At 69.2% G+C, this 24,118-nt stretch carries 30 protein-coding genes and 1 pseudogene; 25 read left to right on the top strand and 6 right to left on the bottom strand.

Features of this window, described 5'->3' with window-relative positions; translation table 11 throughout:
* Positions 1-188: 188 nt before the first annotated feature.
* Positions 189-866 carry a GntR family transcriptional regulator gene (locus ACFLIM_RS40120; protein WP_393174164.1) on the bottom strand — a complete coding sequence of 226 codons (678 nt, stop codon included), beginning with the start codon at positions 864-866 and terminating at the stop codon, positions 189-191.
* Positions 867-959: 93 nt separating this feature from the next.
* Here ACFLIM_RS40120 and ACFLIM_RS40115 point away from each other — a divergent pair, with 93 nt between their 5' ends.
* The 8 genes from ACFLIM_RS40115 to ACFLIM_RS40080 are packed head-to-tail and all read left to right on the top strand — an operon-like array spanning position 960 to position 7,996.
* Positions 960-1,763 carry an FAD binding domain-containing protein gene (locus tag ACFLIM_RS40115; protein WP_393174162.1) on the top strand — a complete coding sequence of 268 codons (804 nt, stop codon included), beginning with the start codon at positions 960-962 and terminating at the stop codon, positions 1,761-1,763.
* A gap of 39 nt (positions 1,764-1,802) precedes the next feature.
* On the top strand, positions 1,803-2,297 hold the full coding sequence (locus ACFLIM_RS40110) for a (2Fe-2S)-binding protein (RefSeq protein ID WP_393174160.1): 495 nt from the start codon (positions 1,803-1,805) through the stop codon (positions 2,295-2,297).
* Positions 2,294-3,700, top strand: coding sequence for a xanthine dehydrogenase family protein molybdopterin-binding subunit (locus ACFLIM_RS40105; protein ID WP_393174158.1), 1,407 nt, complete (start codon positions 2,294-2,296; stop codon positions 3,698-3,700). The genes ACFLIM_RS40110 and ACFLIM_RS40105 overlap by 4 nt, the downstream gene beginning before the upstream one ends.
* Before the next feature lie 2 nt (positions 3,701-3,702).
* Positions 3,703-4,704, top strand: a complete 1,002-nt coding sequence (locus tag ACFLIM_RS40100; RefSeq protein WP_393174156.1) for a xanthine dehydrogenase family protein molybdopterin-binding subunit — start codon at positions 3,703-3,705, stop codon at positions 4,702-4,704.
* 26 nt (positions 4,705-4,730) lie between these two features.
* Positions 4,731-5,033, top strand: a complete 303-nt coding sequence (locus tag ACFLIM_RS40095; RefSeq protein ID WP_393174154.1) for an EthD family reductase — start codon at positions 4,731-4,733, stop codon at positions 5,031-5,033.
* Complete coding sequence (locus ACFLIM_RS40090; RefSeq protein WP_393174152.1) at positions 5,030-5,914, top strand: AAA family ATPase; 885 nt, start codon at positions 5,030-5,032, stop codon at positions 5,912-5,914. The genes ACFLIM_RS40095 and ACFLIM_RS40090 overlap by 4 nt, the downstream gene beginning before the upstream one ends.
* A complete protein-coding gene (locus ACFLIM_RS40085) occupies positions 5,907-7,088 on the top strand; it encodes a vWA domain-containing protein (protein ID WP_393174150.1) in 1,182 nt (393 codons plus the stop codon). The genes ACFLIM_RS40090 and ACFLIM_RS40085 overlap by 8 nt, the downstream gene beginning before the upstream one ends.
* Entirely contained in the window at positions 7,085-7,996 is a 912-nt protein-coding gene (locus tag ACFLIM_RS40080) for an amidohydrolase family protein (RefSeq protein ID WP_393174148.1), read from the top strand. Before ACFLIM_RS40085 ends, ACFLIM_RS40080 begins: the two co-directional genes overlap by 4 nt.
* 296 nt (positions 7,997-8,292) lie before the next feature.
* Here the strand turns inward: ACFLIM_RS40080 and rpsR are convergent, their stop codons facing one another.
* Positions 8,293-8,520, bottom strand: a complete 228-nt coding sequence (rpsR, locus tag ACFLIM_RS40075; protein ID WP_393174146.1) for a 30S ribosomal protein S18 — start codon at positions 8,518-8,520, stop codon at positions 8,293-8,295.
* On the bottom strand, positions 8,517-9,659 hold the full coding sequence (locus tag ACFLIM_RS40070) for a CobW family GTP-binding protein (protein WP_393174144.1): 1,143 nt from the start codon (positions 9,657-9,659) through the stop codon (positions 8,517-8,519). The genes rpsR and ACFLIM_RS40070 overlap by 4 nt, the downstream gene beginning before the upstream one ends.
* A 73-nt stretch (positions 9,660-9,732) precedes the next feature.
* Here ACFLIM_RS40070 and rpmG point away from each other — a divergent pair, with 73 nt between their 5' ends.
* From rpmG to rpmF, 5 genes are read left to right on the top strand one after another with little or no spacing between them, the layout of a single operon-like run.
* Positions 9,733-9,897, top strand: a complete 165-nt coding sequence (rpmG, locus tag ACFLIM_RS40065; protein WP_349452821.1) for a 50S ribosomal protein L33 — start codon at positions 9,733-9,735, stop codon at positions 9,895-9,897.
* Positions 9,894-10,139: a type B 50S ribosomal protein L31 gene (locus ACFLIM_RS40060; RefSeq protein ID WP_393174142.1), complete on the top strand. Its 246-nt coding sequence runs from the start codon at positions 9,894-9,896 to the stop codon at positions 10,137-10,139. Before rpmG ends, ACFLIM_RS40060 begins: the two co-directional genes overlap by 4 nt.
* Positions 10,139-10,375: a 50S ribosomal protein L28 gene (gene rpmB / locus ACFLIM_RS40055; protein ID WP_393174140.1), complete on the top strand. Its 237-nt coding sequence runs from the start codon at positions 10,139-10,141 to the stop codon at positions 10,373-10,375. The genes ACFLIM_RS40060 and rpmB overlap by 1 nt, the downstream gene beginning before the upstream one ends.
* Entirely contained in the window at positions 10,375-10,674 is a 300-nt protein-coding gene (rpsN, locus tag ACFLIM_RS40050) for a 30S ribosomal protein S14 (RefSeq protein ID WP_393174138.1), read from the top strand. The genes rpmB and rpsN overlap by 1 nt, the downstream gene beginning before the upstream one ends.
* A 2-nt stretch (positions 10,675-10,676) precedes the next feature.
* Positions 10,677-10,844 (top strand): 50S ribosomal protein L32, encoded by a 168-nt coding sequence (gene rpmF / locus ACFLIM_RS40045; protein ID WP_393174136.1) that lies wholly within the window; start codon positions 10,677-10,679, stop codon positions 10,842-10,844.
* 291 nt (positions 10,845-11,135) lie between these two features.
* On the opposite strand, the gene ACFLIM_RS40040 is transcribed toward rpmF, so the two are convergent.
* Entirely contained in the window at positions 11,136-11,636 is a 501-nt protein-coding gene (locus tag ACFLIM_RS40040) for a hypothetical protein (protein WP_393174134.1), read from the bottom strand.
* A 97-nt stretch (positions 11,637-11,733) separates the two neighbouring features.
* Here ACFLIM_RS40040 and ACFLIM_RS40035 point away from each other — a divergent pair, with 97 nt between their 5' ends.
* On the top strand, positions 11,734-12,171 hold the full coding sequence (locus tag ACFLIM_RS40035; protein WP_393174132.1) for a hypothetical protein: 438 nt from the start codon (positions 11,734-11,736) through the stop codon (positions 12,169-12,171).
* On the opposite strand, the gene ACFLIM_RS40030 is transcribed toward ACFLIM_RS40035, so the two are convergent.
* Positions 12,172-12,435, bottom strand: coding sequence for a hypothetical protein (locus ACFLIM_RS40030; protein WP_393174130.1), 264 nt, complete (start codon positions 12,433-12,435; stop codon positions 12,172-12,174). It lies immediately after the preceding gene.
* Between the two features lie 112 nt (positions 12,436-12,547).
* Here ACFLIM_RS40030 and ACFLIM_RS40025 point away from each other — a divergent pair, with 112 nt between their 5' ends.
* From ACFLIM_RS40025 to boxB, 3 genes are all read left to right on the top strand, one after another.
* Positions 12,548-13,429, top strand: a complete 882-nt coding sequence (locus ACFLIM_RS40025) for a 3-hydroxyacyl-CoA dehydrogenase family protein (RefSeq protein ID WP_393174298.1) — start codon at positions 12,548-12,550, stop codon at positions 13,427-13,429.
* Positions 13,426-13,671, top strand: coding sequence for a hypothetical protein (locus ACFLIM_RS40020; protein WP_393174128.1), 246 nt, complete (start codon positions 13,426-13,428; stop codon positions 13,669-13,671). Before ACFLIM_RS40025 ends, ACFLIM_RS40020 begins: the two co-directional genes overlap by 4 nt.
* A 152-nt stretch (positions 13,672-13,823) precedes the next feature.
* The gene (gene boxB, locus ACFLIM_RS40015) at positions 13,824-15,302 is read left to right on the top strand and encodes a benzoyl-CoA 2,3-epoxidase subunit BoxB (protein WP_393174126.1); all 1,479 of its coding nucleotides are present in this window, start codon (positions 13,824-13,826) and stop codon (positions 15,300-15,302) included.
* Here boxB and ACFLIM_RS40010 read toward each other — a convergent pair.
* Positions 15,299-16,180 (bottom strand): PaaX family transcriptional regulator, encoded by an 882-nt coding sequence (locus ACFLIM_RS40010; RefSeq protein WP_393174124.1) that lies wholly within the window; start codon positions 16,178-16,180, stop codon positions 15,299-15,301. The genes boxB and ACFLIM_RS40010 overlap by 4 nt on opposite strands.
* 195 nt (positions 16,181-16,375) lie before the next feature.
* Between ACFLIM_RS40010 and boxC the strand changes: the two genes are divergently transcribed.
* From boxC to ACFLIM_RS39970, 8 genes and pseudogenes are all read left to right on the top strand, one after another.
* Positions 16,376-18,061 carry a 2,3-epoxybenzoyl-CoA dihydrolase gene (gene boxC, locus ACFLIM_RS40005; protein ID WP_393174122.1) on the top strand — a complete coding sequence of 562 codons (1,686 nt, stop codon included), beginning with the start codon at positions 16,376-16,378 and terminating at the stop codon, positions 18,059-18,061.
* A gap of 2 nt (positions 18,062-18,063) precedes the next feature.
* On the top strand, positions 18,064-19,125 hold the full coding sequence (locus tag ACFLIM_RS40000) for an AMP-binding protein (RefSeq protein WP_393174120.1): 1,062 nt from the start codon (positions 18,064-18,066) through the stop codon (positions 19,123-19,125).
* Positions 19,058-19,456, top strand: a complete 399-nt coding sequence (locus tag ACFLIM_RS39995) for an NAD(P)/FAD-dependent oxidoreductase (RefSeq protein ID WP_393174118.1) — start codon at positions 19,058-19,060, stop codon at positions 19,454-19,456. Before ACFLIM_RS40000 ends, ACFLIM_RS39995 begins: the two co-directional genes overlap by 68 nt.
* 13 nt (positions 19,457-19,469) lie before the next feature.
* Positions 19,470-19,802, top strand: coding sequence for a ferredoxin (gene fdxA / locus ACFLIM_RS39990; RefSeq protein WP_393174116.1), 333 nt, complete (start codon positions 19,470-19,472; stop codon positions 19,800-19,802).
* Positions 19,799-20,659, top strand: a complete 861-nt coding sequence (locus ACFLIM_RS39985; RefSeq protein ID WP_393174114.1) for an amidohydrolase family protein — start codon at positions 19,799-19,801, stop codon at positions 20,657-20,659. The genes fdxA and ACFLIM_RS39985 overlap by 4 nt, the downstream gene beginning before the upstream one ends.
* Before the next feature lie 27 nt (positions 20,660-20,686).
* A pseudogene (locus ACFLIM_RS39980) lies at positions 20,687-20,999 on the top strand (winged helix-turn-helix transcriptional regulator).
* Positions 21,000-21,463: 464 nt separating this feature from the next.
* Positions 21,464-22,954 carry an FAD-dependent oxidoreductase gene (locus tag ACFLIM_RS39975; protein ID WP_393174112.1) on the top strand — a complete coding sequence of 497 codons (1,491 nt, stop codon included), beginning with the start codon at positions 21,464-21,466 and terminating at the stop codon, positions 22,952-22,954.
* 339 nt (positions 22,955-23,293) lie between these two features.
* Positions 23,294-24,094, top strand: coding sequence for a TetR/AcrR family transcriptional regulator (locus ACFLIM_RS39970; protein ID WP_393174110.1), 801 nt, complete (start codon positions 23,294-23,296; stop codon positions 24,092-24,094).
* The last annotated feature ends 24 nt before the right edge of the window (positions 24,095-24,118 follow it).

Genomic DNA, 24,118 nt, shown 5'->3' with positions numbered 1-24,118 from the left:
ACGTGGGACCTCTGACGCCTGCATCGTCGCCTGCCCCTCTCCACTTGCGCGCTGCCGTACTCTCCAAGCGGTGCAACCTGGGCACCATACCAAGTTGTCGATAGAGAGCCGCGGTGGCGCGAAGGGCGGGGCGCGACTGAATCGGCGATCTGCCCCCGTCGGCTGCTCAGCCGGGAGCTCGCGCACGGTCAGCCCGCGGCGGAGTCACGTATGCGGCCGTGGGCGTCGTGCGGGAGGTCTGCGTAGTGCCATTGGTGGTCGCGGGCATGTCTGCACGCGATCTCCAGGTCGCCGTCCTCGATCGCGGCCAGCAGCTCGGCGTGGTCCCGGACGATGTCGTGCAGGTCGACCTCGGCAGCGACCATCGTGACCGACGTCCGCGCCTCGATCTGCAGGCCCTCCCATGTGAGCTTGAGCAGCTCGTTGTGCGCGGCCTCGACGATGCGCCGATGGAAGGACACGCTGGCGCGCGCCGACGCCTCTCCGTCGCCGCTTTCGGCGGCGGCCCGCATCGCTTCCACGTCCGCCCGCATAGCCTCTACCGGTACGGTCCCGGTCAGCAGGGCGAGCCGGGTGGCCGTCTCCTCCAGCGCCGCCCGCACGACGTAGCTTTCGCGCAGCGTCTCCTGGACGAAGGGCCGGACGAAAGTGCCGCGGCGCGGCTGGGTTTCCACCAGCCGCATGGCCTCCAGCTCGCGTAGCGCCTCGCGTACGGGCGCTTGACTGGTGCCGTAGGTCGCCGCGAGCCGCGTCTCCACCAGCCGCTCGCCCGGGCCGAAGTAGCCGGACACGATGCTGGCGACCAGCGAGTCGCGGATCTGCCGCGCCAGCGTGAGGCGCGGCAACTTGGCGGGTCCTTCCGTCATGAGTCCTACCGATTATCGATTGTCAGCCTGATCTCTTGACGCATGTATGTCGATATTCAATTATCGATAATAATCCATCAAGGAGGCCCGCACATGGTCATCTGCGCGGTACACGTGCCGGAGTCAGCCGAGGCCGTGGTCGCCCGCCTGGCAGGGGGCGGCTGGATCATGGGTGGCGGCACGGTCGTGATGCCGCTGGTGAACAGCGGGGCCGCGCCCGTGACTGAGCTGGTCACCCTGCGCCGGGCAGGGCTGGGCGGCGTCGAGGTGCGTGACGGGGTGGCCAGGATCGGGGCGGCGGCCACGTTCACCGCCGTCGGTGAGCATCCGGAGCTCGCGTTCCTGCGTCCGGCGCTGCGCACGATCGCCTCCCCGACCATCCGTAACCAGGCCACCGTGGGTGGCAATCTGTTCGTCGCTCAGCCGTACGGCGATCTGGCCGTTTGCCTGCTCGCTCTTGACGCGACCTGCGAGATCGCCGGGCCGGCCGGCCGGCGCGACGCACCGGTGGCCGACGTGCTGGCATCCGGGGTCGCCGCGGGCGAGGTCGTCGTGGCGGTGCGGGCCGCGCTGCCCGAGCCGGGCACCTGGTACTACCACAAGGCCATGCGCCGTCGCCTGAACTCGGCGGCGATCGTGACCGTCGCCTCCGTTGCCTGCGTCGACGGCGGCGTGGTCGCCTCCGCCAGGATCGCGCTGGGCGGCGTCGCGTCACGTCCGGTGCGCGCGGTGTCGGCAGAGCGCCTGCTGCGGGGCCGACCGTTGACCCACGAGGTTCTCACCGAGGCAGGCGAGGCGGCCCGTGGCGACATCGACCCCTTCGACGACGCCTACGCCAGCGCGTGGTACCGGGCGCGGGTCCTGCCCGTGCATCTGCGCCGAGCCTTCCTCCCCTAACAGCCCTCACCAGCAAGCCGCATCAGTAAGAGGTGGACCGTGCCGTCACAGATCGTCTCGCTCGTCGTCAACGGCGAGCAACGCGAGTTCATCGCCGCGCCGGGCGCCACGCTGCTCGCGAGCCTGCGCGAGTCGCTGGGGCTCACCGCGGCCAAGCGAGGCTGCGCGCAGGGCGCCTGCGGCACCTGCACCGTCCTGGTCGAAGGTCGGCCCGAGGTCTCCTGCCTGGTCGCGGTGGAGACCGTCGCGGGCCGCTCGATCCGCACGCTGGAGGGGGTCGCCGCCGGCGGTGAGCTGGACGAGGTGCAGAGCGCCTTCGTCGACTGCTTCGCCACCCAGTGCGGCTTCTGCACGGCTGGCATGATCATGGTCGCCGAGGCACTGCTCGACCGGAACCCCGATCCGAGCGAGGAGGACGTCGTCGAGGCGATCTCGGGCAACATCTGCCGGTGCACCGGCTACCGGCCCATCATGATCGCCATCCTGGAGGCGGCCAGACGTCGCCGCGAGCGGGGGGAGGCGGTGCCGCGATGACGTACCGGCTCGCCCCCATCGACACGAGCACCTTCGCCGCCGAACGCGCCGCCGCCAAGGTCACGGATGGCGACGACTTCACCGTCATCGGCTCGGCGGTCCAGCGCTCCGACGCGCGCGGGCACGTCACCGGGCGTACCGGGTTCTTCGAGGACGTGGCCCCGCCGCGGCTCGCCCACCTGAAAATGCACCGCTCGGCTCGGCACCACGCCAGGATCCTGGACGTGGACCTGACCGAGGCCCTGGCCGTGCCCGGCGTCCTGCGGATCCTCACCCACGCCGACATCCCGAACAACCTCTACACCCCGCTCAAGCTGATCGGCGTCGGGCCGGACGACGAGCCCATCCTGGCCGTGGACAAGGTGCGCTACCTCGGCGAGCCGATCTGTGCCGTGGTCGCCGAGACCGAGGCGGCCGCGCTGGAGGGCGCGGCCCGGATCAGGGTCGCGTACGAGAACCTGCCGCCGGTCTTCGACGTCGAGGAGGCACTGAAAGAGGGCGCGCCGCTGGTCAACGAGTACCACGGACAGAACCACTTCATCTACGAGGGCCACCACTGCCGGCGGATCCGGTTCGGCGACGTGGAGGAGGCGTTCGCGCGGGCCGACCACGTCTTCGAGTGGCGCTACCAGTCCGCGCCGATCGAGCAGGCTCCCGTCGAGACCACCGGCTGCGTCGTCGTCCCGCAGGCCGATGGGCGGCTGCGCATCCACTCCGACACCCAGGCGTGCTTTTTCACCCTGGACAACACCGCCCTGATCCTGGAGACGCCGTTCAACAAGTTACGCATCGTCGGCGGGACGGTCGGCGGCGGCTTCGGCGGCAAGGTGGACGTGGTGGTCGAGCCGGTCGCGTGCGTGGCCGCGATGCTGGCCGACCGCCCGGTCAGGTTCGTCTATGACCGAGCCGAGGAGATGCAGGTCTCCTCGCCGCGCGCGGCCGAGCGCATCTACATCAAGGACGCGGTCATGGACGACGGCCGGATCATCGGCCGCAAGGTCACGCTGTACGTCGACGCCGGCGCGTACGCCCGCCACAGCCCGTACGGCACCACCAAGGCTGCCGCGCACCTGCCCGGCCCCTACTCGATCCCGAACGTGTGGGCCGACTGCCACTGCGTGTTCACCAACCGCACGCCGTCCAGCGCCATGCGCGGCTTCGGCGTGACCATCGCCGACTTCGCGCTGGAGTCGCAGATGGACCGGATCGCCCGCGCCCTGGACCTGGATCCGCTGCGGCTGCGCCTGCTCAACGCCTACCGCGACGGGGACCTCAAGGCCCACCGCAAGGTCGCCGAGGGCACGGCCCTGATCGAAGTGATCCAGAAGGCGGCGGAGATGGCCGGGCACGAGCTGCCCGAGGCGTACCGCCGCATGTCCTCCACGACCCGAGAGGGGCTGTAGCGATGGCGAAGCTGCGCGGGCGCGGGTACGCCTCGGTGAACTACCCGACCGGCATGAACCTGGGCGGCGATCCCTCACAGGCGCTGATCCACGCCACGACCACGGGCACGTTCGTGATCTCGCTGTCCTCGGTGGACCTGGGCCAGGGCATCAAGACGATCGCCGCCCAGTGCGCCGCGGAGACGCTCGGCCTGCCGATCGAGAACGTGCTCGTCGACACCGCCGACACCGACACCGGCCCACACTGCATGGGCACCTTCGCCAGCCGCGGCACCCACCGCGTCGGCAACGCCGTCATCATGGCCGCGGCCGAAGCGCGCGGCGTGATGCTGGCGGTCGCCGCCGAGGAGCTGGAGGTCGACGCCGCGGACCTGGAGACCGACGGCACCGGCTTCATCCGGCTCAAGGGCGCGGAGGAGAAGCGCATCCACATCACCGATCTGGCGCTGGCCGCGCACTTCAAGCACGGACGGACGATCTCCGGCCGCGGCATCTACCTCAAGGAGCCGAGCGCGCCGGTGCCCGAGACGGGGGAGATGGACCCCGACTCCTGCCAGGCGCACGCGTGCACGGCCGCCGTCGTCGAGGTGGACGACGAGACCGGGGTGGTCGAGGTGCTGGAGCTGTACAACGCCTACGAGATCGGCCGGGCGCTCAACCCGGCCATGGCGACGCAGCAGGTGGAGGGCGGGGCCTGGATGGGCGTGTCGCACGCCCTGTTCGAGACCACCGAGCCGTACTACCCGTGGCGCGACCACGGGCCACGGGACTTCGCCGGGTACCTGATGCCCGGGCCCGCCGACATCCCCGTTCAGTACAGCCTGTTCCTGGAGCGCCCGGCCGCGAACGGGCCGTACGGCGCGAAGGGGATCGGTGAGATGACGGCGAACGCCCCGATCCCGGCCATCGCCAACGCGATCTTCGACGCCTGCGGCGTGCGCCTGGACTCGATGCCGTTCACCCCCGAGCGCGTCCTGCGCGGGCTGGACGCCCTGCGCGGCTGATGTCACCGGAAATCTGAGGAGGAACCATGTTGAAAGTCGTCTCGCTGCTCAAGCGCGCCGAGGGCCTGTCCCACGAGGAGTTCGCGAAGTGGGTGGTGGAGGACCACGTCGAGTTCGCCAGGAAGCTGCCCGGCCTGCGGAAGTACACGGTGAGCGTGACCAACGGCGACGGCGGGGCGTACGACTCGGTGAACGAGTTGTACTTCGACGACGAGGACGCCCGCGCCGCCGCGTTCGGCTCCGAGCACGGCAAGGCCGCGGCGGCCGACGCCGCCGCGCACACCTCCCAGCGCGTCCACCTGCTGACCACCGAGCACGCGCAATTGTGACCACCGACGGCGCCGCGCCCGGCCTCCTGCGCGAGCGCGAGCTGGCCGCCGCGCTGGAGGGGAAGGGCTACTTCGCCGACGAGGGGCTGTGCACGGCCATCCACCTGGCGCTGCGGCTGGGCCGGCCGCTGCTGCTGGAAGGCGAGCCGGGCGTCGGCAAGACCGAGGTCGCCTCGGTGCTCTCGCGCGTCACCGGCCTGGACCTGATCCGCCTGCAATGCTTCGAGGGGCTGGACTCCGGCCAGGCCCTCTATGAATGGGACTACCCCAAGCAACTTCTCCAGGTCCGGGTGGCCGAGAGCCGCGGCCAGGATGTCGGCGACCTGTACCGCGAGGAGTTCCTGCTGCGCCGGCCGCTGCTGCGCGCCGTGCAGGCCGAGCGGGGCGCGGTGCTGCTGATCGACGAGATCGACCGGGCCGACAGCGAGTTCGAGGCGTTCCTGCTGGAGTTCCTGGGTGACTTCCAGATCACGATCCCGGAACTGGGCACGGTACGCGCGCGCACGCCGCCGATCGTGGTGCTGACCTCCAACCGCACGCGCGAGCTGCACGACGCGCTCAAGCGGCGCTGCCTCTACCACTGGATCGCCTTCCCCGAGCCGGGCCGCGAGCGGGCGATCCTGCGCGCGGCGGTTCCCGGGATGGAGGAACAGGCGGCGGAGGGGCTGGTGCGGGCGGTGCAGCGCGTACGCCGGTTGCCGCTGCTCAAGCGGCCCGGCATCGCCGAGTCGGTGGAGTGGGGCCGCGGTGCGATGGCGCTTGCCGAGGGCGGTAGCCCGTGGCCCGTGGCACTGCGCCGGGCGCTCGGCCTGCTGATCAAGGACGAGGAGGACACCCGGCTGCTCCTCGCACATGCTGAGGAGGTGTTCGGCGATGCCTGACCCGGCCGCGCTCGCGGCGGACCACCTGTGGGGATTCCTGACCGCGCTGCGCGGCGCGGGCGTGCCCGCCGCGCCGACCAAGCGGGCGGACCTGCTGCGGACGATCGCCGAGTCCCCGCCGCCCGACCTGACCACGCTGTACTGGTACGCCCGGATTACCCTGCTCCAGGACGTGGGCGACCTGCCCGCCTTCGACCGCCTTTTCGACGCCTGGTTCCGGCGGGGCAGCCCCGGGCCCGCCGATCCGCCGCTCGAAGCAGACGACGGCGGCGCGCAGTCCCCCGGCGGCCCGGGCGAGGACGACCCGCCGCCCCGCGAGGTGCGGCCGGGCGACGGGATCGAGGCCAGCACCCTGAGCACTTACGGCACGCGAGAGTTCGGCCGCACCGGCGAACGGCGGCGCACGCTCATGCGCACGCTCGAAGCCGCCTGGCCCGCCGTGCTGCCCGCCGTCCCGTCACGGCGGCGCCGCCCGGCCCGGTCGGGGGACCGGCTGGACGTGCGGCACGCGTGGCGGCGCGCCCACCGCCACGACGGGGAGATCATCCAGCTGCGCCACCTCGCCCGCCCGCCGCGCCCGCGTCGTCTGCTGATCCTCATCGACGTCTCCGGCTCGCTACGGCGGCACACCCCGGATCTGCTCCGCGTGGCGCACACCGCGCTGCGCGCGGCACCGGCCCGTACCGAGGTGTTCACCTTCGGCACCCGGCTCACCCGGATCACCGCCGCGCTCTCACACCCGAACGCCGACCAGGCGCTGCGAGCCGTGTCGAGGCTGGTTACGGACGCCGACGGCGGTACGGCGATCGGCGCGGCACTGGAACGTTTCCTGGGCAACCCGCGTTTCGTGGCGCTCGCCCGCGGAGCGCTTGTGATCGTCCTGTCCGACGGGCTCGAACGCGGCGACCACGCCCCCATGGTGCGCGCCACGGCCCGCCTGTCGCGGCTCGGCCACCGACTCGTCTGGTGGTCCCCGCTGGCCTGTTCGCCGACCTACCGTCCCGCCACGCGCGCCATGGCCGCCCAGCTCCCGAGCCTGGACCACCTCGGCGGCGTCCGCGATCTGCGCACCGCGCTGGAGGAGGTCCGCCGCCTCCCCGCCGTCCTGTCCGGCCCCCGCCACCTCGTGGCGAGGCGCTGGTCCGCGCCACGACCCAGGGGAACAACGCGATGACCTCTTCTTTCTCCCACGGCCCAACGGGGATCGTCGACTCCCACCACCACATCTGGCGCGCCGCCGACCTGCCCTGGCTGCAGGGGGAGATGGTTCCGCGCATCTTCGGCCCGTACGAGCCGATCCGCCGTGACTATCTCGCGTCCGAGTACGCCGCGGAGGCCACCGCCTGCGGCATCGCCTCGGCGGTCTACGTCCAGGCCAACTGGCCGCTCGACCGCTGCGTGGACGAGGTGCGGTGGCTACGCGAGGTACACGCCGAGACCGGCTGGCCCACTGCCGTGGTGGGCTCCGCCGACCTGTTCGACGAGGGCGCGGTCGAGGTCATGCGCCACCAGGCCGCCATCACCCCGCTCGTCCGCGGCACCCGCCTGCAACTGCACTGGCACGAGCGGCCGGAGTTCCGCTTCGCCTCCGCCCCCGACCGGATGAAGGACCCCGTCTTCCGGCGTAACGTCGCCGCGCTCGCCGACCTCGGCTGGCTGTTCGAGCTCCAGGTGTTCCCCGCGCAGATGGCCGACGCCGCGGCGCTTGTGGACGACTTCCCCGGCGTGACATTCGTGCTCGTCCACGCCGGGATGCCGGTGGACTCAGGGCCGGCGGCCGTCGCCGAGTGGACCCGCGGCATGAGGCTCCTGGCCGCACGGCCCAACGTCGTGGTGAAACTCACCGGCCAGGGCACCTTCGTGCACCGCGTGGACCGGCCGCTGATCGAGAAGGTGACGGCCACCTGCCTGGACCTGTTCGGCTCCCGCCGCTGCATGTGGGGCAGCAACTTCCCGATCGAGAAGCTCTGGACCGACCTGGCCACCCTGGTCTCCACCTGGCAGGATGTGCTCTCCGGCCGATCCGCGGAGGAGATACGGGACGTGTTCGCCGCGACGGCCACCCAGGTCTACCGCCTGTGACCCGTTCCGCGACGCCCGGACCTGCTCCATCCGTTCCTCGATCCCAGGTGGTTCAGGTCGATGAATCGCTTCGGGTCCGTGATCGGACCCTGGAGTGCTCACTCCGATGCGCGGGACTCAAGGTCGCGACAGCAGCGGGTCGTCCACCGGCAGCAGCGGTTCGGCAGCTGGAAAGATCACGAACCAGAGTAACCCGACCAGGGCGACGGGAATGGGCACAGGACCCTCCAATCGATATCGTGACATGGGCGGTCGGCCCGACTTGGAGAGCGACTACTCGGGTGGGGGCGGCTTGTTCATGCGCTGGGGCGGGAGGCGTAGGGGAGCAGGGCCATCTCGCGGGCGTTCTTGATGGCCTTGGCGATCTGGCGCTGCTGCTGCACGGTGACGCCGGTGACCCGCCGGCTGCGGATCTTGCCCCGGTCGGAGACGAATTTGCGCAGCAGGTTGATGTCCTTGTAGTCGATGCGGTCGACGTACAGGAGCGGGTTGGGCTTCTTGCGCGGGGTGCGGCGGGGCTTCACGCGTTCTCCTTGATGTCGAGGATGGGGGCGAACGGGTCGTCGTAGCGGGTCCAGGCGTCGGGCCCTGCCTGTTCCTCCGCCTCGGTGAGCAGGCAGGAGTCGAGCAGCGCGCGAAAGTGAACAGGGTCGAGGTCGGGGCCGGCGAAGACCAGGTGCTGGACGCGGTCGCCGTGTTCGGTGTCCCAGTCCAGGTCGGCGGCCAGGCGGCGGGCAGGGGGGATCAGGTCCCAGGCGGCTCCGGGGAGCGCGGCCAGCCAGGGGCCCGCGTCCTCGACCGAGATGATCCCGGCGACGGCGTCCCAGGCCAGCAGCCTGCTGGGGTGGGTGGCCAGCCAGAAGCGGCCGCGTGAGCGTACGGACTCCGTCACCAGCTCGTCGACGGCCTCGAAGAGGCGGGCGGGGTGCAGCGGGCGGCGGCTGCGCCACACGGCGGTGGTGATCTCGCCGGTCTGGGCATCCGCGGGGAGCTGGGCGGTGGCGGGATCCACTCGTTCGGCCAGCTCGGCTACGCACACGGCCGCGCCGGTGACGGGCGGCAAGGCGTTGATCGAGTAGATCGGGGTGACGGGGGCGAGGTGGGCGAGCACCGCGTGCGACAGTTCCCGGTCATCCTCGTCGCCGCCGTGCAGCACCAGACCGGTGGCGTATTCGAGCTGGCGGGCCAGGACCTCGGCCAGGTAACGCTGGTCGCCGTCGGCCGCGGGCTTGCCGACCTCGGTGAGGCGTTCGCCGCGGGTGATGTCGTCGGGCATGGCCTCGGCGTCCAGCGCGGTGAGCACGGTGGTGAGCCGCAAGGTGTCCCGGGCTTCGTCGCAGGCGATGGCCTCGGCGACCGAGCGAGGTTCCACCGAGTCCCACAGGTCCACGATCAGCAGCGCGGAGACGGGCGCGAGCCTGAGGAGCTGGGGGAGCAGGTCCTCCCGCACGGTGCAGGTGATGCAGCCGTGGGCGAGTCGCACGTCGGCCGTGTCCAGCACGCCTGTCGTGTCGCGAACGCTGCGCCGGACGCGTCCCTTGGCGACCTTGCTCAGGTCGTGGTGGACGGCGACGGAGCCGGGATGCTCGGCCAGCAGCCGATCGACGGTGGCGGTGCGGGCGGTGCCGTGCAGGCCCGCGACGAGTACGACGGGGGTGGCCACTGAGCCTCCAATTGGCAAAACGAAAATCGTTGTCGTTATCATGGCACAACTTCCCAGGTGGAAAGGAACCACTTTGGCCAGAAATGAGGTGCGTCCCGTGATCAAGCTCCGATCGACGGCCGGCACCGGATACACGTACGTGACCAGGAAGAACCGGCGGAACACCCCCGACAGGCTGACCCTTCGCAAGTACGACCCGACCATCCGCCAGCACGTGCTGTTCCGGGAGGAGCGATGAAGAAGGGCATCCACCCCGGCTACCGGCCGGTCGTCTTCCGCGATCCCGGCGCGGACTTCGCGTTCCTCACCCGCTCCACCATGACGAGTGACAAGACGATCGAGTGGACCGACGGCAACACCTACCCGGTGGTGGACGTCGACGTGTCCTCGGCGAGCCACCCCTTCTACACCGGCCGCAGCCGCGTCCTGGATACCGCCGGCCGCGTCGAACGGTTCAACCAGCGCTACGGAAGGACCTGATGTCCGCGCACTGCCAGCTCACCGGCGTCAAGCCGGTCTTCGGCAACAACGTCTCCCACTCCCACCGCCGCACCCGCCGGCGCTGGAACCCCAACATCCAGCGGCGCCGCTACTGGCTGCCGAGCGAGGGCCGCCACGTCCGGCTGACGCTCAGCGCCCGAGCGATCAAGACGATCGACCGGATCGGCATCGACCAGGCGGTGGCGCAGATCCGGGCCCGAGGAGAGAAGGTCTGATGGCCAAGAAGAGCAAGATCGCGGCCAACGAGCGGCGCAAGGCCGTAGTCCAGCGCTACGCGGAACGCCGGGCCGAGCTGAAGGAGATCATCCGCACCGGCACGCCGCAGGAGCAGGCTCAGGCCATGCGAGAGCTGGCCCGCCAGCCGCGCGACGCCAGCGCCACCCGGGTACGCAACCGCGACTCCGTCGACGGCCGTCCCCGCGGGCATCTCACCAAATTCGGCCTCTCACGCGTCCGTTTCCGCGAGATGGCCCATCGGGGCGAGCTGCCGGGTATCACGAAGGCGAGCTGGTAGCCGTGGCCGTACCCAAGCGCAGGACCTCGCGCGCCAACACCCGGCACCGCCGCAGCCAGTGGAAGGCCGCCGTACCCGACCTCGTCCCGATCACCGTCAACGGGCGGCGACTCCTCGTGCCCCGCCGTCTCGTCCGCGCCTACCAGCGGGGACTGATCACAGCGGAATGAGGTGACCCGGTCACCGGGCCATCAGCCGTGTATGGGACAAGCCGGTCGCGGCACACGGACAGGGCCCGGTGGCCGTCGCTCTTGGCTGCGACCGGTCATGTCGCCTGGCCTCCACGGTCTTTCACCAGCCGAGTAGTCAGAGGCAGCGTTGGCGGGTTTGCGCTGGCCCAGGCTCTGGCAGGAGAGCAGGCAGTGGTATCGGGGCGTCGTGACGCAGAGGGCACCGCGCTTTGAGGTGGCGTCCAGCTCGTCCATCTTGCGTTCGCTGAGGAGGCGTCGGAAGGCGCCCGGCTATCGGCGGACCATCACCCAGTGCTGGTCGCTGCTGGTACGCAGGCATGGCGCCGCGGAGATCTCCCATGGACGTCGCGGGTTGTGGTACAGGCAGGTGTTACGCAGGTGCTTCCATTTGATCTGGACCACCGTGTCCCACACGCCCTCCTTGACCACGGGGAAGGCGAACTGCTGGCGCTTGAGGTCGCTGCCGCACCGCCCCACCTGGACGGCGGTGCCTTTGGGCGTGCCCAGGCAGTACGTGCGCCCTTGGTAGGTGACGGCCAGTTGGGAGCGGGCTGTGCGCTTCCAGAGGTACCCGTCGAACTCGGTGGACGGACAGTAGTTGGCCTGGGCACGGAAGCCCAGCTTGGCCGGGGTGCGGTCGACGGCGTAGGTCAGGCAGCGGTCATCGTTCTTGATCAAATAGGCCTTCGCCGCCGCCAGCGTGGGGGAGGGGGTGAGCGCGGCCGGGATGGTCACGGCGAGGACGGCCGCGGTCTTTAATCGTCTGCTCATGGCAAGGCATGCTACGACGATCTTCCCGTCCGGCGACGCCGGATGGGCCCCCACCGCGCCCGAGTACGGCCGCGTGCGGAGTGTCACCGTTGGGCGGGTGGTGCTGGTGCGCCCTCGAGCCGGGGACATCATCGCCAAGAACTACGACCGGATCATCAAGTACCTTTTCCACGTCGATCTTGCCCCACTCCTGTCCCAGGATCTCGATGCCGGCCAGGTCGAGATCCTTAAGGTTCGAGTCGGTCTTGACCGACTCATCGGCGTAGATGCCGACCGGCTTGATGCCGAAGGACATCAACGCGGCCGCCTCGCCCGCGTGCGCGATGATCCGCGTCGGGGTCTTGTCCGCCTTGATTACCTTGCCGGACCCGTCGGTGAACGACCATGGGCCGGCGGGTGTGGCGGAGGCCGCGGTGGTGTCTCCAGAGCCGCAACCCGCGAGCACAACGCTCAGGGCCGCGAGTACCAGGAGCGGACGCCATGCGCGCATGGTGGAGCTTCCGTTCTCGTATTGGGTGAATCCCGGGGGAAGTAGTTAGGAAAGGCTAACCATAGTCGTGGCCTTTTGGCTAGCCGAGATCTCGTTGCGCTTGTAGGCCAGGTAGGACGTGGTGAAGCCCTTGCCGAGCAGGTCGGTCAGCTCGGCGTCGGCCTCGAAGGCGTCGAGCGCGTCGGCGAGGGTCATGGGCAGGACGGCGGCGCGGGAGGTGTCGTAGCCGCAGCCCTCCAGGGGAGGGGGCGCTTCCTGCCTGGCCCGTACGCTGCGGCGATGCTGAGCGTGTTCGTAGATGCCCGCCATCCGGCAGACGTCTCCTGCTTCATCGGTAATTCTCTCTACAGGAGACTTCCGTATCGCAATGGGAGTGTGGCAAGTTGGAGGAGTGTGCGGACGAAGAGGCGAGGAGGATCCCATAGTCACCGTGGAGACAGACCGTGCTCTCGACGCTCTGCCGGACCAGTGCGGGGTGGTGGGTGTCGGGCGCATGGGGGCCGGTATCGCCCATGCCTTGCTGATGGCCGGTAGCGTGGTCACGCTGGTGGAGCGTGACGGCCCGGCTGCGGCCGCTGGGCGCGACCGGGTGGCGCGAGCGGTTGCGGGCAGCGCCAAGCGCGGTCTGGTCGAGAACGCCGACGGGGTGATGGATCGCCTCGCCGCGGCGACCGGACATGCCGGACTGGCTGGCAGCGGGCTGGTGATCGAGGCGGTGCCCGAGGACCTCGACCTCAAACTCGTCACCCTGCGCGCCATTGAGGAGGCGGTCGGCCCCGGGGCGGTCATCGCCTCCAACACCAGCAGCATCTCTCTCGACACGCTCGCTGAGGCGTTCGCCAGGCCTGAGCGCTTTCTTGGTCTGCACTTCTTCAACCCCGTCCCGGCGAGCAGGCTCGTCGAGGTGGTCATCGGGGCCGCCACCGACCCGGCCCTCCGGGACCGGGCGATCGCCTGGGTGCAGGCCCTCGGCAAGACCGCCGTGGTCGTCCGCAACGCGCCCGGCTTCGCCAGCAGCAGGCTCGGTGTCGTGCTCGGGCTGGAGGCGATCCGCATGGTCGAGTCCGGTGTCGCCACAGCCGAGGACATCGATACCGCGATGACACTTGGATACGGGCATCCGACAGGCCCGCTGCGCCTCACCGACATGGTGGGCCTCGACGTGCGCCTGGGCATCGCCCGCTACCTCGAGCGCGAACTGGGCTCCCGCTTCGCCCCGCCCGACCTGCTTGTCCGGCTCGTCGAGCAGGGCCACCTGGGGCGCAAGACCGGCAAGGGCTTCTACGACTGGAGCGCGACATGAGCACCTTGGAGAGCTACCTCGAAGGGACCTGGCGCGCCGGTGGCGGCGAGGGCGTCCCCGTCGCCGACGCCCTGCCGCCGGGAGTGATCCAGCTCGTCGCGGGAAGCATTCCGGGACTGTTCGACCTGCTCGGCGGGCAGGACCACATCGGGTTCACAGGGTCGGCGGCCACGGCCGCCCGGCTGCGGTCCGACCCGGCGGTCCCCGCCGCTCGGCGCGCTCGTCGGCCTCGCCCAGCGTGAGGACGTCCGTGCCGCGGTCACGCGGCTCGTGGCGGCCGCGTCGATCGTGTACGGCGACCCGCACAAGGTCGAAGTGGCCTTCAGCGCACCGCTCTCCAAGGCAGTACGAGAACGCTCGACACGATCATCAATAAGAACTTGCAGGAGGAGCCATGACCATCGACTCCCGTACAGGCGCGGCTCCCGCGCCCACCGGCCCGCTCAGCCGCGTGGACTACAGCGAGCGCATCCCCAACAACGTGGACCTCGCGGGCGACCGCCGCCTGCAGAGGGCGCTCGAAGGCTGGCAGCCGAAGTTCCTGGACTGGTGGAAGAAACTGGGCCCGGGCCTGCCGACCAAGGATGTCTACCTGCGCACGGCCGTGGCCGTGGGGCGTGACGGCTGGGCGCACTTCGACCACGTCCCCATGGACGAGTACCGCTGGGGGATCTTCCTGGCCGAGCGCGACCCCGACCGCAAGGTGAACTTCGGCAAGCACAAGGGCGAGCCCGCCTGGCAGGAGGTGCCCGGTGAGCACCGGGCCGACCTGTTGCGGCTGATCGTGGTGCAGGGCGACACCGAACCCGCCTCGGTCGAGCAGCAGCGCGTCCTCGGCAACACCGCGCCCAGCATCTACGACCTGCGCAACCTGTTCCAGGTCAACGTGGAGGAGGGCCGCCACCTGTGGGCGATGGTCTACCTCCTGCACGCCTACTTCGGCAGGGAGGGCCGGGAGGAGGCCGAGCAACTGCTCAAGCGCAACTCCGGCGACCTCGACGCGCCGCGCATCCTGGCCGCCTTCAACGAGGCGACCACCGACTGGCTGCAGTTCTTCATGTTCACCTACTTCACCGACCGGGACGGCAAGTACCAGCTCGGCACCCTCAAGGAGTCGGCGTTCGACCCGCTGGCGCGCACGTGTGAGTTCATGCTCAAGGAGGAGGCCCACCACATGTTCGTGGGCACCACCGGGGTGCAGCGGGTCCTGGAGCGCACCGCCGAGCTCATGCGGGAGCACGGCACGGCCGACGTCTTCCCGTTCGGCGGCATCTCGCTGGACGTCATCCAGAAATACCTGAACTTCCAGTTCTCCGTCTCGATGGACCTGTTCGGCTCGGAGCAGTCGACCAACGCCGGCAACTACTACACCTCAGGGCTGAAGGGCCGCTGGATGGAGACCCGGCGCAAGGACGACCACGTCCTGCTGGAGGCCACTCGTGAGCTGCGTTACCTTGAGGACGGGCAGATCAGGACCAAGACCGTGCCGATGCTCAGCGCGCTCAACCTCGACCTGCGGGACGAATACGCCGCCGACTGCGCCCACGGCGTGCGCCGCTGGAACCAGGCGCTGGAGGACGCCGGGCTCAGCGAGCGGCTGTACCTGCCGCACGAGGGCTTCAACCGCAAGGTCGGCGTGTACGCCGGCCACCCCATCACCCCGCACGGCGAGATCATCGACGAGGACACGTGGCAGGCCAGGGCCGCCGAATGGCTGCCCACGCCGGAGGATCGCGAGCGGGTCGCGTCCCTGATGGTCCCCGAGTACGAGTACGGCAAGTTCGCCGGCTGGATCGCCCCACCGAAGACTGGCATCAACGACCAGCCGGTCGAGTTCGACTATGTGCACCTGGCCGACGAGGGCCTGATCTAGTGCCGGACGGCGGCGTCCTGGTCCATGCGGTCCCACTCGGCCTGGGCGCGCCGGTGCCACCGGTCGTGCAGGTCGTGGAAGACGGCCGCCGCCCGGGGGCCGGGCCAGGCGTGGTCGAGCAGCTCGGCGGGCAGGTCGGGGTCGAGGAACGGGAAGTGCCGCCACTCCTGGATCAGGAGCAGTTGGTTGACGAGCGCCTCGCGGTCACACGAGTTCGCCCGGCCCTCGAACCCCTCGATGAAGCGCACGTAGCGCTTCTCCACGTCGTCGAGGTCCCATGCAGCGTTGATCAGCTTGGCGGTGTCGCCGATCCCGGCCGACGGGCCTGTCCAGGCGTAGGCCCGTTCGGTGAGATCCAGCTCCTGGATGACCTCGCGAACGGCGGCCTCCTTGGACGCGTCGGGAATGACCCAGAGGGCGGGGGAGGGCGAGCCGAGGCCGAGCCAGGTGAGCTTGGTACGCAGCCGGTGGCGGAGCTGCCGTTGGGTCTCCGGCACGCCGGCGGTCAGGACCAGCCACCGGCCGTCCCACGCGCGCGGCTTGCGCATGAAGCCGTAGATGCGCTCGGTGCCCTCGCGCAGCAGCCGGTCGCCGGCCTCGGTCAGATTCCAGCGAACTTTCCGGCCGTACCGCACCGACTCCAGCAGGCCTTCGCCCGCGGCTCGCGAGAGCGCCTGCCGCGCGGACTTCTCCTCGACACCCAGGGCGCCGAGCGCGTTGATCAGGGCACCCGTCCAGGTTTCGCCCTGGCGCGGGAGCACGAACTCGCCGAGCACCGTCAGCAGCAGCGAACGGGCGCTGGCCGAGGACCTCTCGCGCTGGTGCTCGGCGATCCCGGCCGTCGGACCGATATCCGTGGGCGAATCGCGCGGGGCCACGTCTGCTCTCCTGTCGTTCGACGCGTTGATAACGCGCATTCTGCCAGGTTAGGCATACCTAAGCGTAACTGCAGTTCGGTTCACCTACAGAAGTTCCAAGGTCGACATTAAATACTACAAGATCTTGACGCTATATCTAGTAAACGTAGAATATTAGTGGAAAACCCCCTTTCAACGGAGCGTGCCTTGACTGTCATGGCTGAAACCACGAACCCGGCTCCGCCGGTGGTCCGCTTCGCGACCTCCCCGGACCGCTACCGCCACTGGAAGCTCGAGGTGGTCGGGGCGGTGGCCACCGTCACGCTCCGCGTGGACGAGCACGGCGGTCTCGTCCCCGGCTACGAGCTCAAGATGAACTCCTACGACCTCGGCGTCGACATCGAGCTGTACGACCTCGTCCAGCGGCTGCGTTTCGAGCACCCCGAGGTCAGGGCGGTCGTGCTGACCGGCGGCCTGGACCGGATGTTCTGCGCCGGGGCCAACATCCGGATGCTCGCCCAGTCCACACATGCCTGGAAGGTGAACTTCTGCAAGTTCACCAACGAGACCCGCAACGGCATCGAGGACGCCACCGAGCACTCCGGCCAGACGTGGATCGCCGCGCTCAACGGCACCGCCGCCGGCGGCGGGTACGAGCTGGCACTGGCCTGCGACCAGATCGTCCTGGTCGATGACGGCTCCTCGGCCGTCTCCTTGCCCGAGGTGCCGCTGCTCGGCGTGCTGCCGGGCACCGGGGGCCTGACCCGCGTGGTGGACAAGCGGCACGTGCGCAAGGACCGCGCCGATGTGTTCGCCACCAAGGCCGAAGGCTTCCGAGGCCGCACCGCTGTCGAGTGGGGCCTGGTCGATGCCGCCGTCCCCCGCAACGCCATGGACGTGGAGATCGCAAGGCGCGTCGCGGATGCGGTGGCGGCGTCTGGGCGGCCCTCGGACGCCGAAGGCATCGCCCTGACACCACTCGACCGCAAGGATGAGGGTGACACCATCACCTACCCCTATGTCTCCGCACGCATCGACCGAGCTCATCACCGCGTCGAAATCATCGTGTCCGGCCCGCACGACGCCCCACCGGCCGACGCCTCAGCGGTGCTCGCCCAGGGGGCCGGCTATTGGCCGCTGGCCATGACTCGCGCATTGGACGACCTGATTCTCCACCTGCGGACCAATGAGCTGGACCTCGGCATCTGGGTCGTGCGCGCCGTGGGAGACGACGAGCGGGTGCTGGCCTACGATGCACAGCTGCGTGAGCTGGCTGACGAGTGGTTCGTCAACGAGGTGCGTCACTACTACAAGCGCACGCTCAAGCGGCTCGACGTCACCAGCCGCAGCCTCATCGCCGTCATCGAGCCCGGCACCGCCTTCGCCGGGCTACTGGCCGAGCTCGCCCTGGCCGCCGACCGGCAGTACATGCTGGACGGCGTCTACGAGGACCGCGACGACGACGCGGCCCCCGCCACCGTCGTCCTCACCGCGTCGAACGACGGCGACTTCCCGATGGGCAACGGCCTGTCCCGCCTCCAGTCGCGCTTCTGGGGTAAGGGTGAGGACCTCCACGCCGTCCGCGCCAGGGTCGGGGAACCGCTGGAGGCCGCGTCAGCTGATGAACTCGGTCTGGTCACCATGGCCCTGGACGACATCGACTTCGAAGAAGAGCTCCGAATTGTCTTCGAGGAACGTGCCTCATTGTCGCCAGATGCGCTGACCGGCATGGAGGCCAATCACCGCTTCGTCGGCCCGGAGACGCTGGAGACCAAGATCTTCGGTCGGCTCACCGCCTGGCAGAACTGGATCTTCACCCGCCCCAACGCCTCGGGCCCCGACGGCGCCCTGCGCCGCTACGGCACCGGCCGCAAGGGCGACTTCGACCTTGAGCGGGTGTGACCATGAGCGGCACGGACCATCTGGTGTGCGACGGCGACGCACCGCTTGCGGCCCCGGCCGGAATCATCTCGTCGACGTGGGCGGAGCTGGTCGCAGCGGGGGAGCGGGAACCCGGTGAGCGGCGTGAGCCGGCCAGCACACTGGAGGATTCGTGGGCACTGTGGCTCTACACGTCCGGCACCACCGGCGCTCCCAAAGGCGCCATGCACCGCCACGCCAACATCCGGCACGTCTGCGAGACCTACGCTGACCGGGTCCTGGGCATCAGGTCCGACGACATGTGCCTGTCCGTCGCCAAGCTCTTCTTCGCCTACGGCATCGGCAACTCCATGTTCTTCCCCCTGTCCGCAGGGGTGGCGACAGCGCTGGAGCCGCGCCGCCCGGCTCCCGCCGTGATCGCCCATCGCCTGGCCGCCGACAGGCCGACGCTATTCTTCGCCGTCCCCACCTTCTATGCCGCGCTACTCGCCGCCGGGCTACCGGAGGATACCTTCAAGTCCGTACGGCTGAGCGCCTCGGCGGGGGAGGCCCTGCCCGCGCCGCTGCAGGAGAGATTCACCCACCGTTTCGGCGTCGAGATCATCGACGGCATAGGCTCCACTGAGGCGTTGCACATCTTTCTGTCCAACGAACCTGGTGACATCCGCCCAGGGACCACGGGCCGACCGGTGCCCGGCTACGACATCGAACTCCGCGACGCCGAAGGGGCAAGGGTGCCAGATGGTCAGCCCGGCGCCCTGCATGTGAGAGGCGAGTCCATCGCCCTCGGCTACTGGCGGCGCACCGAGGCCAGCCGCACCGTGTTCGCGGGGAGTGGCTCAATACCGGCCGGCGGTCAAGTCAGCGCCATGTACCCGGAGAAACAGATCTACGACATCGCCGGGTTTCCCACCGTTTCCGGCCGCAAACTCAACGCCAACCTGGTCCAGCAGGCGGCGCCCTACGAGCCGGCGTACCTGCTCGGTGAGGAGGCTCAGCGGCTCGAACGCTTGCCTCATGCGGCTCAAGGCCTCGCCCGTCGAGATCGTCACCAACGCCCAGGTCACCGTCACCATGGGCGGTGACCGGCTGGAACGGATCGAGCTGAGCACGGGGCAGACCCTTCCGTGCCAGCGGCTCGTCGCGGCGCTCGGCTTCACCGCCAACCTGGGGCCGCTCCGTGAGTGGGGGCTCGACCTGCACGACAACCGCCACCTGGTCGTCGACTCGGCGATGCGCACCAACGTGCCCGGCATCTTCGCCGCCGGTGACATCGCCGACTACGACGGCAAGGTCCGCCTGATCGCGGTCGGCTTCGGCGAGGTGGCCACGGCCGTCAACAACGCCGCCGTGCACCTCGACCCCGCCGCCCAGTTGTTCCCGGAGCGCTCGACCGATCAGCCTGTCCCGGCCTGACCAGGAGTTCCGCATGCCGTACGCCATCGCCGCACCCTGCATCGACGTCATGGACAAATCGTGCGTCGAGGAGTGCCCGGTCGACTGCGTCTACGAGGGGGACCGCAAGCTCTACATCAACCCCAAGGAGTGCATCGACTGCGGCGCCTGCGAGCCTGTCTGCCCTGTCGAGGCGATCAGCCAGGACCGGCGCATCCTCGACGAGTACACTGCGTTCGTCGAGGATAACCGGCGCTTCTTCATCGAGGTCCTGCCGGGACGTGATGTGCCCCTGGGCGCCCCCGGAGGCTCACACAAGACGGGCCGGATCGGCGTGGACACACCCATGGTCACGGATCACGCATGATCGACGGCATGCCGCTCATCGACGCCCACGTCCACGTGCCGGTGCTCGGCACCCTCAAGCCCGCCTGGCTGCGGTGGGCCCGCGACTTCGGCGCCGACGGCGTCCTGGAGGAGGTCTGGGACGCCGCCGGCCGTCCCCGGCCCGACCGGCTGGACGAGCTCTTCGCCGCTCAGGGCGTGGACGTGGCGCTGCTGCTGTGCGAGTACAGCCCCAAGGCCACCGGCACGCAGGCGTTCGAGGACCTGCTGCCGATCGTCGAGCACAACCCGGCCCGCTTCCGCCCGGTCGCCAACGTCAACCCCCACCTGCACTTCCCGCTCGCCGACGAGGTGCGCCGCCAGCTCGGCCTCGGGGCCGCCGCGCTCAAGCTGCACCCGGTGCACGGTGGGTTCCGCTGCGACGACGCGGCCCTGTATCCGTCCTACCACGTGCTGGAGGAGCGTGGCGTGCCACTCGTCGTACACTGCGGCACCAGCTCCTTCCCCGGCGCGGCCAACGAGAACGCCGACCCGCGCTTCCTCATCCCGGTCGTGCGCGACTTCCCCGGCCTGAACGTGGTGCTGGCGCACGGCGGGCGCGGCTGGTGGTACGACGCCGCCGCCTTCCTGGCCCTGTCCAACGACACCGTCTGGCTGGAGCTGTCCGGCCTGCCGCCCAAACGGCTGCCCGAGTACTACGCCCGCCACGACCTCACCCGCCTCGCCCGCAAGTGGATCTTCGGCACCGACTGGCCCGGCGTGCCCGGCACCGCCGCCAACGCCCGAGCCGTCGCCGGCCTGCTGCCCGACGACGTGGCCGCCGCCGTGCTCGCCGGGAACGCCACGAAGGTGTACGCCGGCCTGCGAGCGGAGGAGTGACCCGGATGCCCATCTACGCACCGCGAGCTGCTCGACCAAGTGCTCGACAAATGGTCGCTGCAGGTGCTCGACGAGCTATGCGAGAGGCCCTCGCGCTTCAATGAGCTACGCCGAGCGATCCCCGTCGTGACGCAGAAGTCGCTCACGGCGACGCTGCGGCGCCTCGAGCGCAACGGGATGGTCGAGCGTGTCATCGCAAGCTCGCGACCCATCGCCGTCGAGTACCGCATCACGCCGCTCGGAATGACACTCCAAGAACTCATCGACGCACTCCTGCACTGGACCACCGTCAACATGCCCGACGTCCCGCGCGCACGCGCGCTTCGACGACGAGGCATAACGGCGGTCTTCGGCCGCCCAGGTAGATGCTTGACCTGCTTGGCGTCGGCCAGAACGCAGTTGAAGCCCTCGGCCTCCAACCGGAAGAACGGCGCCTTCCAGTAGTCACCCGTTGCCTCCATCGCGACGTCGCCAGACGGCGCCCGACCATCGCGACGCAGGAATCCGGCACCACCATGACGATCGCCGAAACCGACCGAACCTCGAAACCGGACCCTTCAGGTACGGCGCGTCAGCACCGCATCTTCACGCCGGAACCGGCGTCACGCAGCGATACAAGGACTCAAGAGATATTTGTTACATGGTGTGAGGCTCGCGACGCGCCCGTCAGGTCGGTTGATTCGCTCGCTTGCTTACCGGTCGGTCGTTAAGCTACGGTCAATCATTGAACGAACGCCCGGTCAGTTGATCTTCTTGCTGAAGCGGTCGTCGCGTCGAAGACAGCTCCTGAGAGGACTTCAGCCCATGAACACCCCCGCACGAATCGCCATCGTCGGCGCTGGCCCCGGCGGCCTGTTATGCGCTCGTGTCTTGCAAGAACACGACATCGAGGTCACCGTTTACGAAGCCGATGCCTCGGTAGACGCCCGTGACGCGGGCGGCACTCTCGACTTGAAGGCCGACTCCGGGCAGATCGCTTTGGAAGACGCCGGCCTGCTCAAGGACTTCATGGCGCGCGCCAGGCCCGAAGGTCAGGCCAAGAGCAGGCTCGACCAGCACGGTACCGTCCTCAGCGCGTTCGTTCCCGAAGAGGACGACATCGCCGCGTCGGAGATCGACCGCGGGCAGCTTCGCGCCCTCCTTGCCGAGCATGTGCAGCCCGGCACTGTGAAATGGGGACACAAGCTCCAGGCCGTGACCCCGCTCGGGAACGGCACCCACCGCCTCGAATTCGGCAACGGTACGCTCGCCGAGGCGGACCTGGTCATCGGTGCCGACGGCGCCTGGTCCCGGGTGCGCCCACTCATCAGCCAGGCCGTGCCGCAGTACAGCGGCGTCTCGTTCGTCGAGGTCCGCTTCGAGGACGTCGACGAACGCCACCCTCGGGTGGCGGCGCTCGTGGGTGATGGCCACATGTTCGCCAGCGACAACGACGGGCGGGGCATCATTCTGCAGCGCAACAGCAACGGTCACGTGCGCGGCTACGTGGCCATGCGCGCCGAGCTGGACTGGTACGACAAGGCCGGCGTCGATCTTGACGACCAGGTCGGTGTACGGCAGTTCCTGCTCAAGGAATTCAAGGGCTGGGCTGATGAAATGCTGCGCTTCATCAACGATAACGACGGTGCCTTCATCAACCGGCCGCTGTGGACCCTGCTGGCCCCGCTCACCTGGGAGCACACCGCAGGCGCGACGCTGCTCGGCGACGCGGCCCACCTCATGGCCCCCTGGGGCGGATTCGGTGTGAACTTCGCCATGCTCGATGGCGCGGAACTCGCCCGTGCGCTCGCCGAAGAGCCCACCATCGATTCGGCTGTCGCCCGATACGAGGCAGGCATGTTGCCCCGCTCCGGGGAGCACGCCGTCGGCGCCAACGACGCACTCGAGCGGTTCTTCGCCACCAGGGATTTCGATCCCTCCCAGATCCGGGACCACGCGGCGGAACACCGGGAGTCCGTCGCCGCCGCCGCCGAGTACCGTCGTCGAAACCCCGCCGCCACACCGGGAGAGACGCCAGGCAGCGCCTGGACGCTGAAGTTCCAGACGCCCCGCGGTGAGCAACTGGCGAAACTGGTCCTCGACATGACCGCGAGCACTCTGACCGGAAGCCTCAACGACGCCCCGATCGAGGGCGGCCAGATCAACGGCAGCGACATCAGTTTCAGCGCTCGGCTCACCACGCCGTTCAAAATGAAGGTCAAGTGCGCCGCCTCGATCGACGGGGACACGATGACCGGCAAGGCGAAGTCGACTCTGATGACGATCGACTTCACCGGCACGCGAGAGGCCGCATAAGCACCTCCCTCATGCGATGACAGTCGACACGTCCTGAGGCGGTTCCACGCTTTGCCGGACACCTCTGGTGACCTGCCCCGCGAAAGTGCGCAGGACCTGTTGGCCCCGTAGGCGAAGGACCGTGAGCCGCGCGGGGCCTCGAGGCAAGGTCGATCAGACCGCTGGTCGAGAGCGGGGGAGCGCCGAAGCGAGTCGGCGCGTATGAGGCGGCGGTGCCGGCTGTCCGTGCTGCGTCAGCGGTATTGGGCAGTGCTAGGACGCGGACGACGATCCGGTGCCGCGACGCATGAGGACATGAGACCCACGGAAACAGTTTCCAGGGTGACGAAGGGAGCATCGATGGTAAGGACCAAGGCTGCCGGCCGACGCGACGGTGGCGGCACGCGTACAGAGATCCTGCGTGTCGCACTGAGGCTTTTCACTGAGAAGGGTTACGAGGCGACATCCACCCGAGACATCTCAGAAGCGCTCGGCCTCACCAAGTCGTCGCTCTACTACCACTTCCGCAGTAAGGAAGAGATCCTTGGAAGTCTCGTCGCAGAGCGCCGCCATGATCTGGACGAGCTGGTCGAATGGATCACTGCGCAGCCCCGTACCCCCGATCTACCGTTGCAGGCGGTGCTGCGGTGGGTAGAGGGCACCACACCCGAGCGCCTCCAAGTCATGCGCCTCGCACAAGTCAACCAGCCGATCATGCGTCGGCTGGCTGCCAGTGATCAAGACCCCCGTGCGGCGTTCGAGACCGTTATCGACCTCCTGGTCGACGACGACGCCAGCACGCAGGACCGCCTGCTGCTGCGGATGGCCTTCGACACCGCGAGCGCCGCACTCCTTGCGTCGCGAGGAACCGGTGTCAGCCCCGACGACGTCATTGAGACCGCCCGCCGTGCAAGCCTTGCGCTTGCGCACGCGTTCACGCAGGCGAACACAAGCCGTAGCCAGCCCACTTCCGGCGCCCCGTCACACTGCTCGGCTGGCCTGAACCAGGTCAACGCCGCAACTGAAGAGGAGCAGGGCATCAAGAGGGCGGCATCCAGTGTCCGTGGCCATGTAAAAGTCCCCACAGGTGGCCAGTTCGAGGTCACCACTGGTGGCCGGTTTAGGTCCCCACTTCTGCTTCGCGTTGTCCGCGTGTCGTGAGGAGGGGTGTGCCCTGAGCGGTGA

Source organism: Nonomuraea marmarensis (assembly GCF_043197025.1).
GTDB classification, from domain to species: Bacteria; Actinomycetota; Actinomycetes; order Streptosporangiales; family Streptosporangiaceae; genus Nonomuraea; species Nonomuraea marmarensis.
The sequence above is the reverse complement of the archived record's forward strand: the minus strand, read 5'-3'. Positions and strand labels throughout refer to the sequence as shown.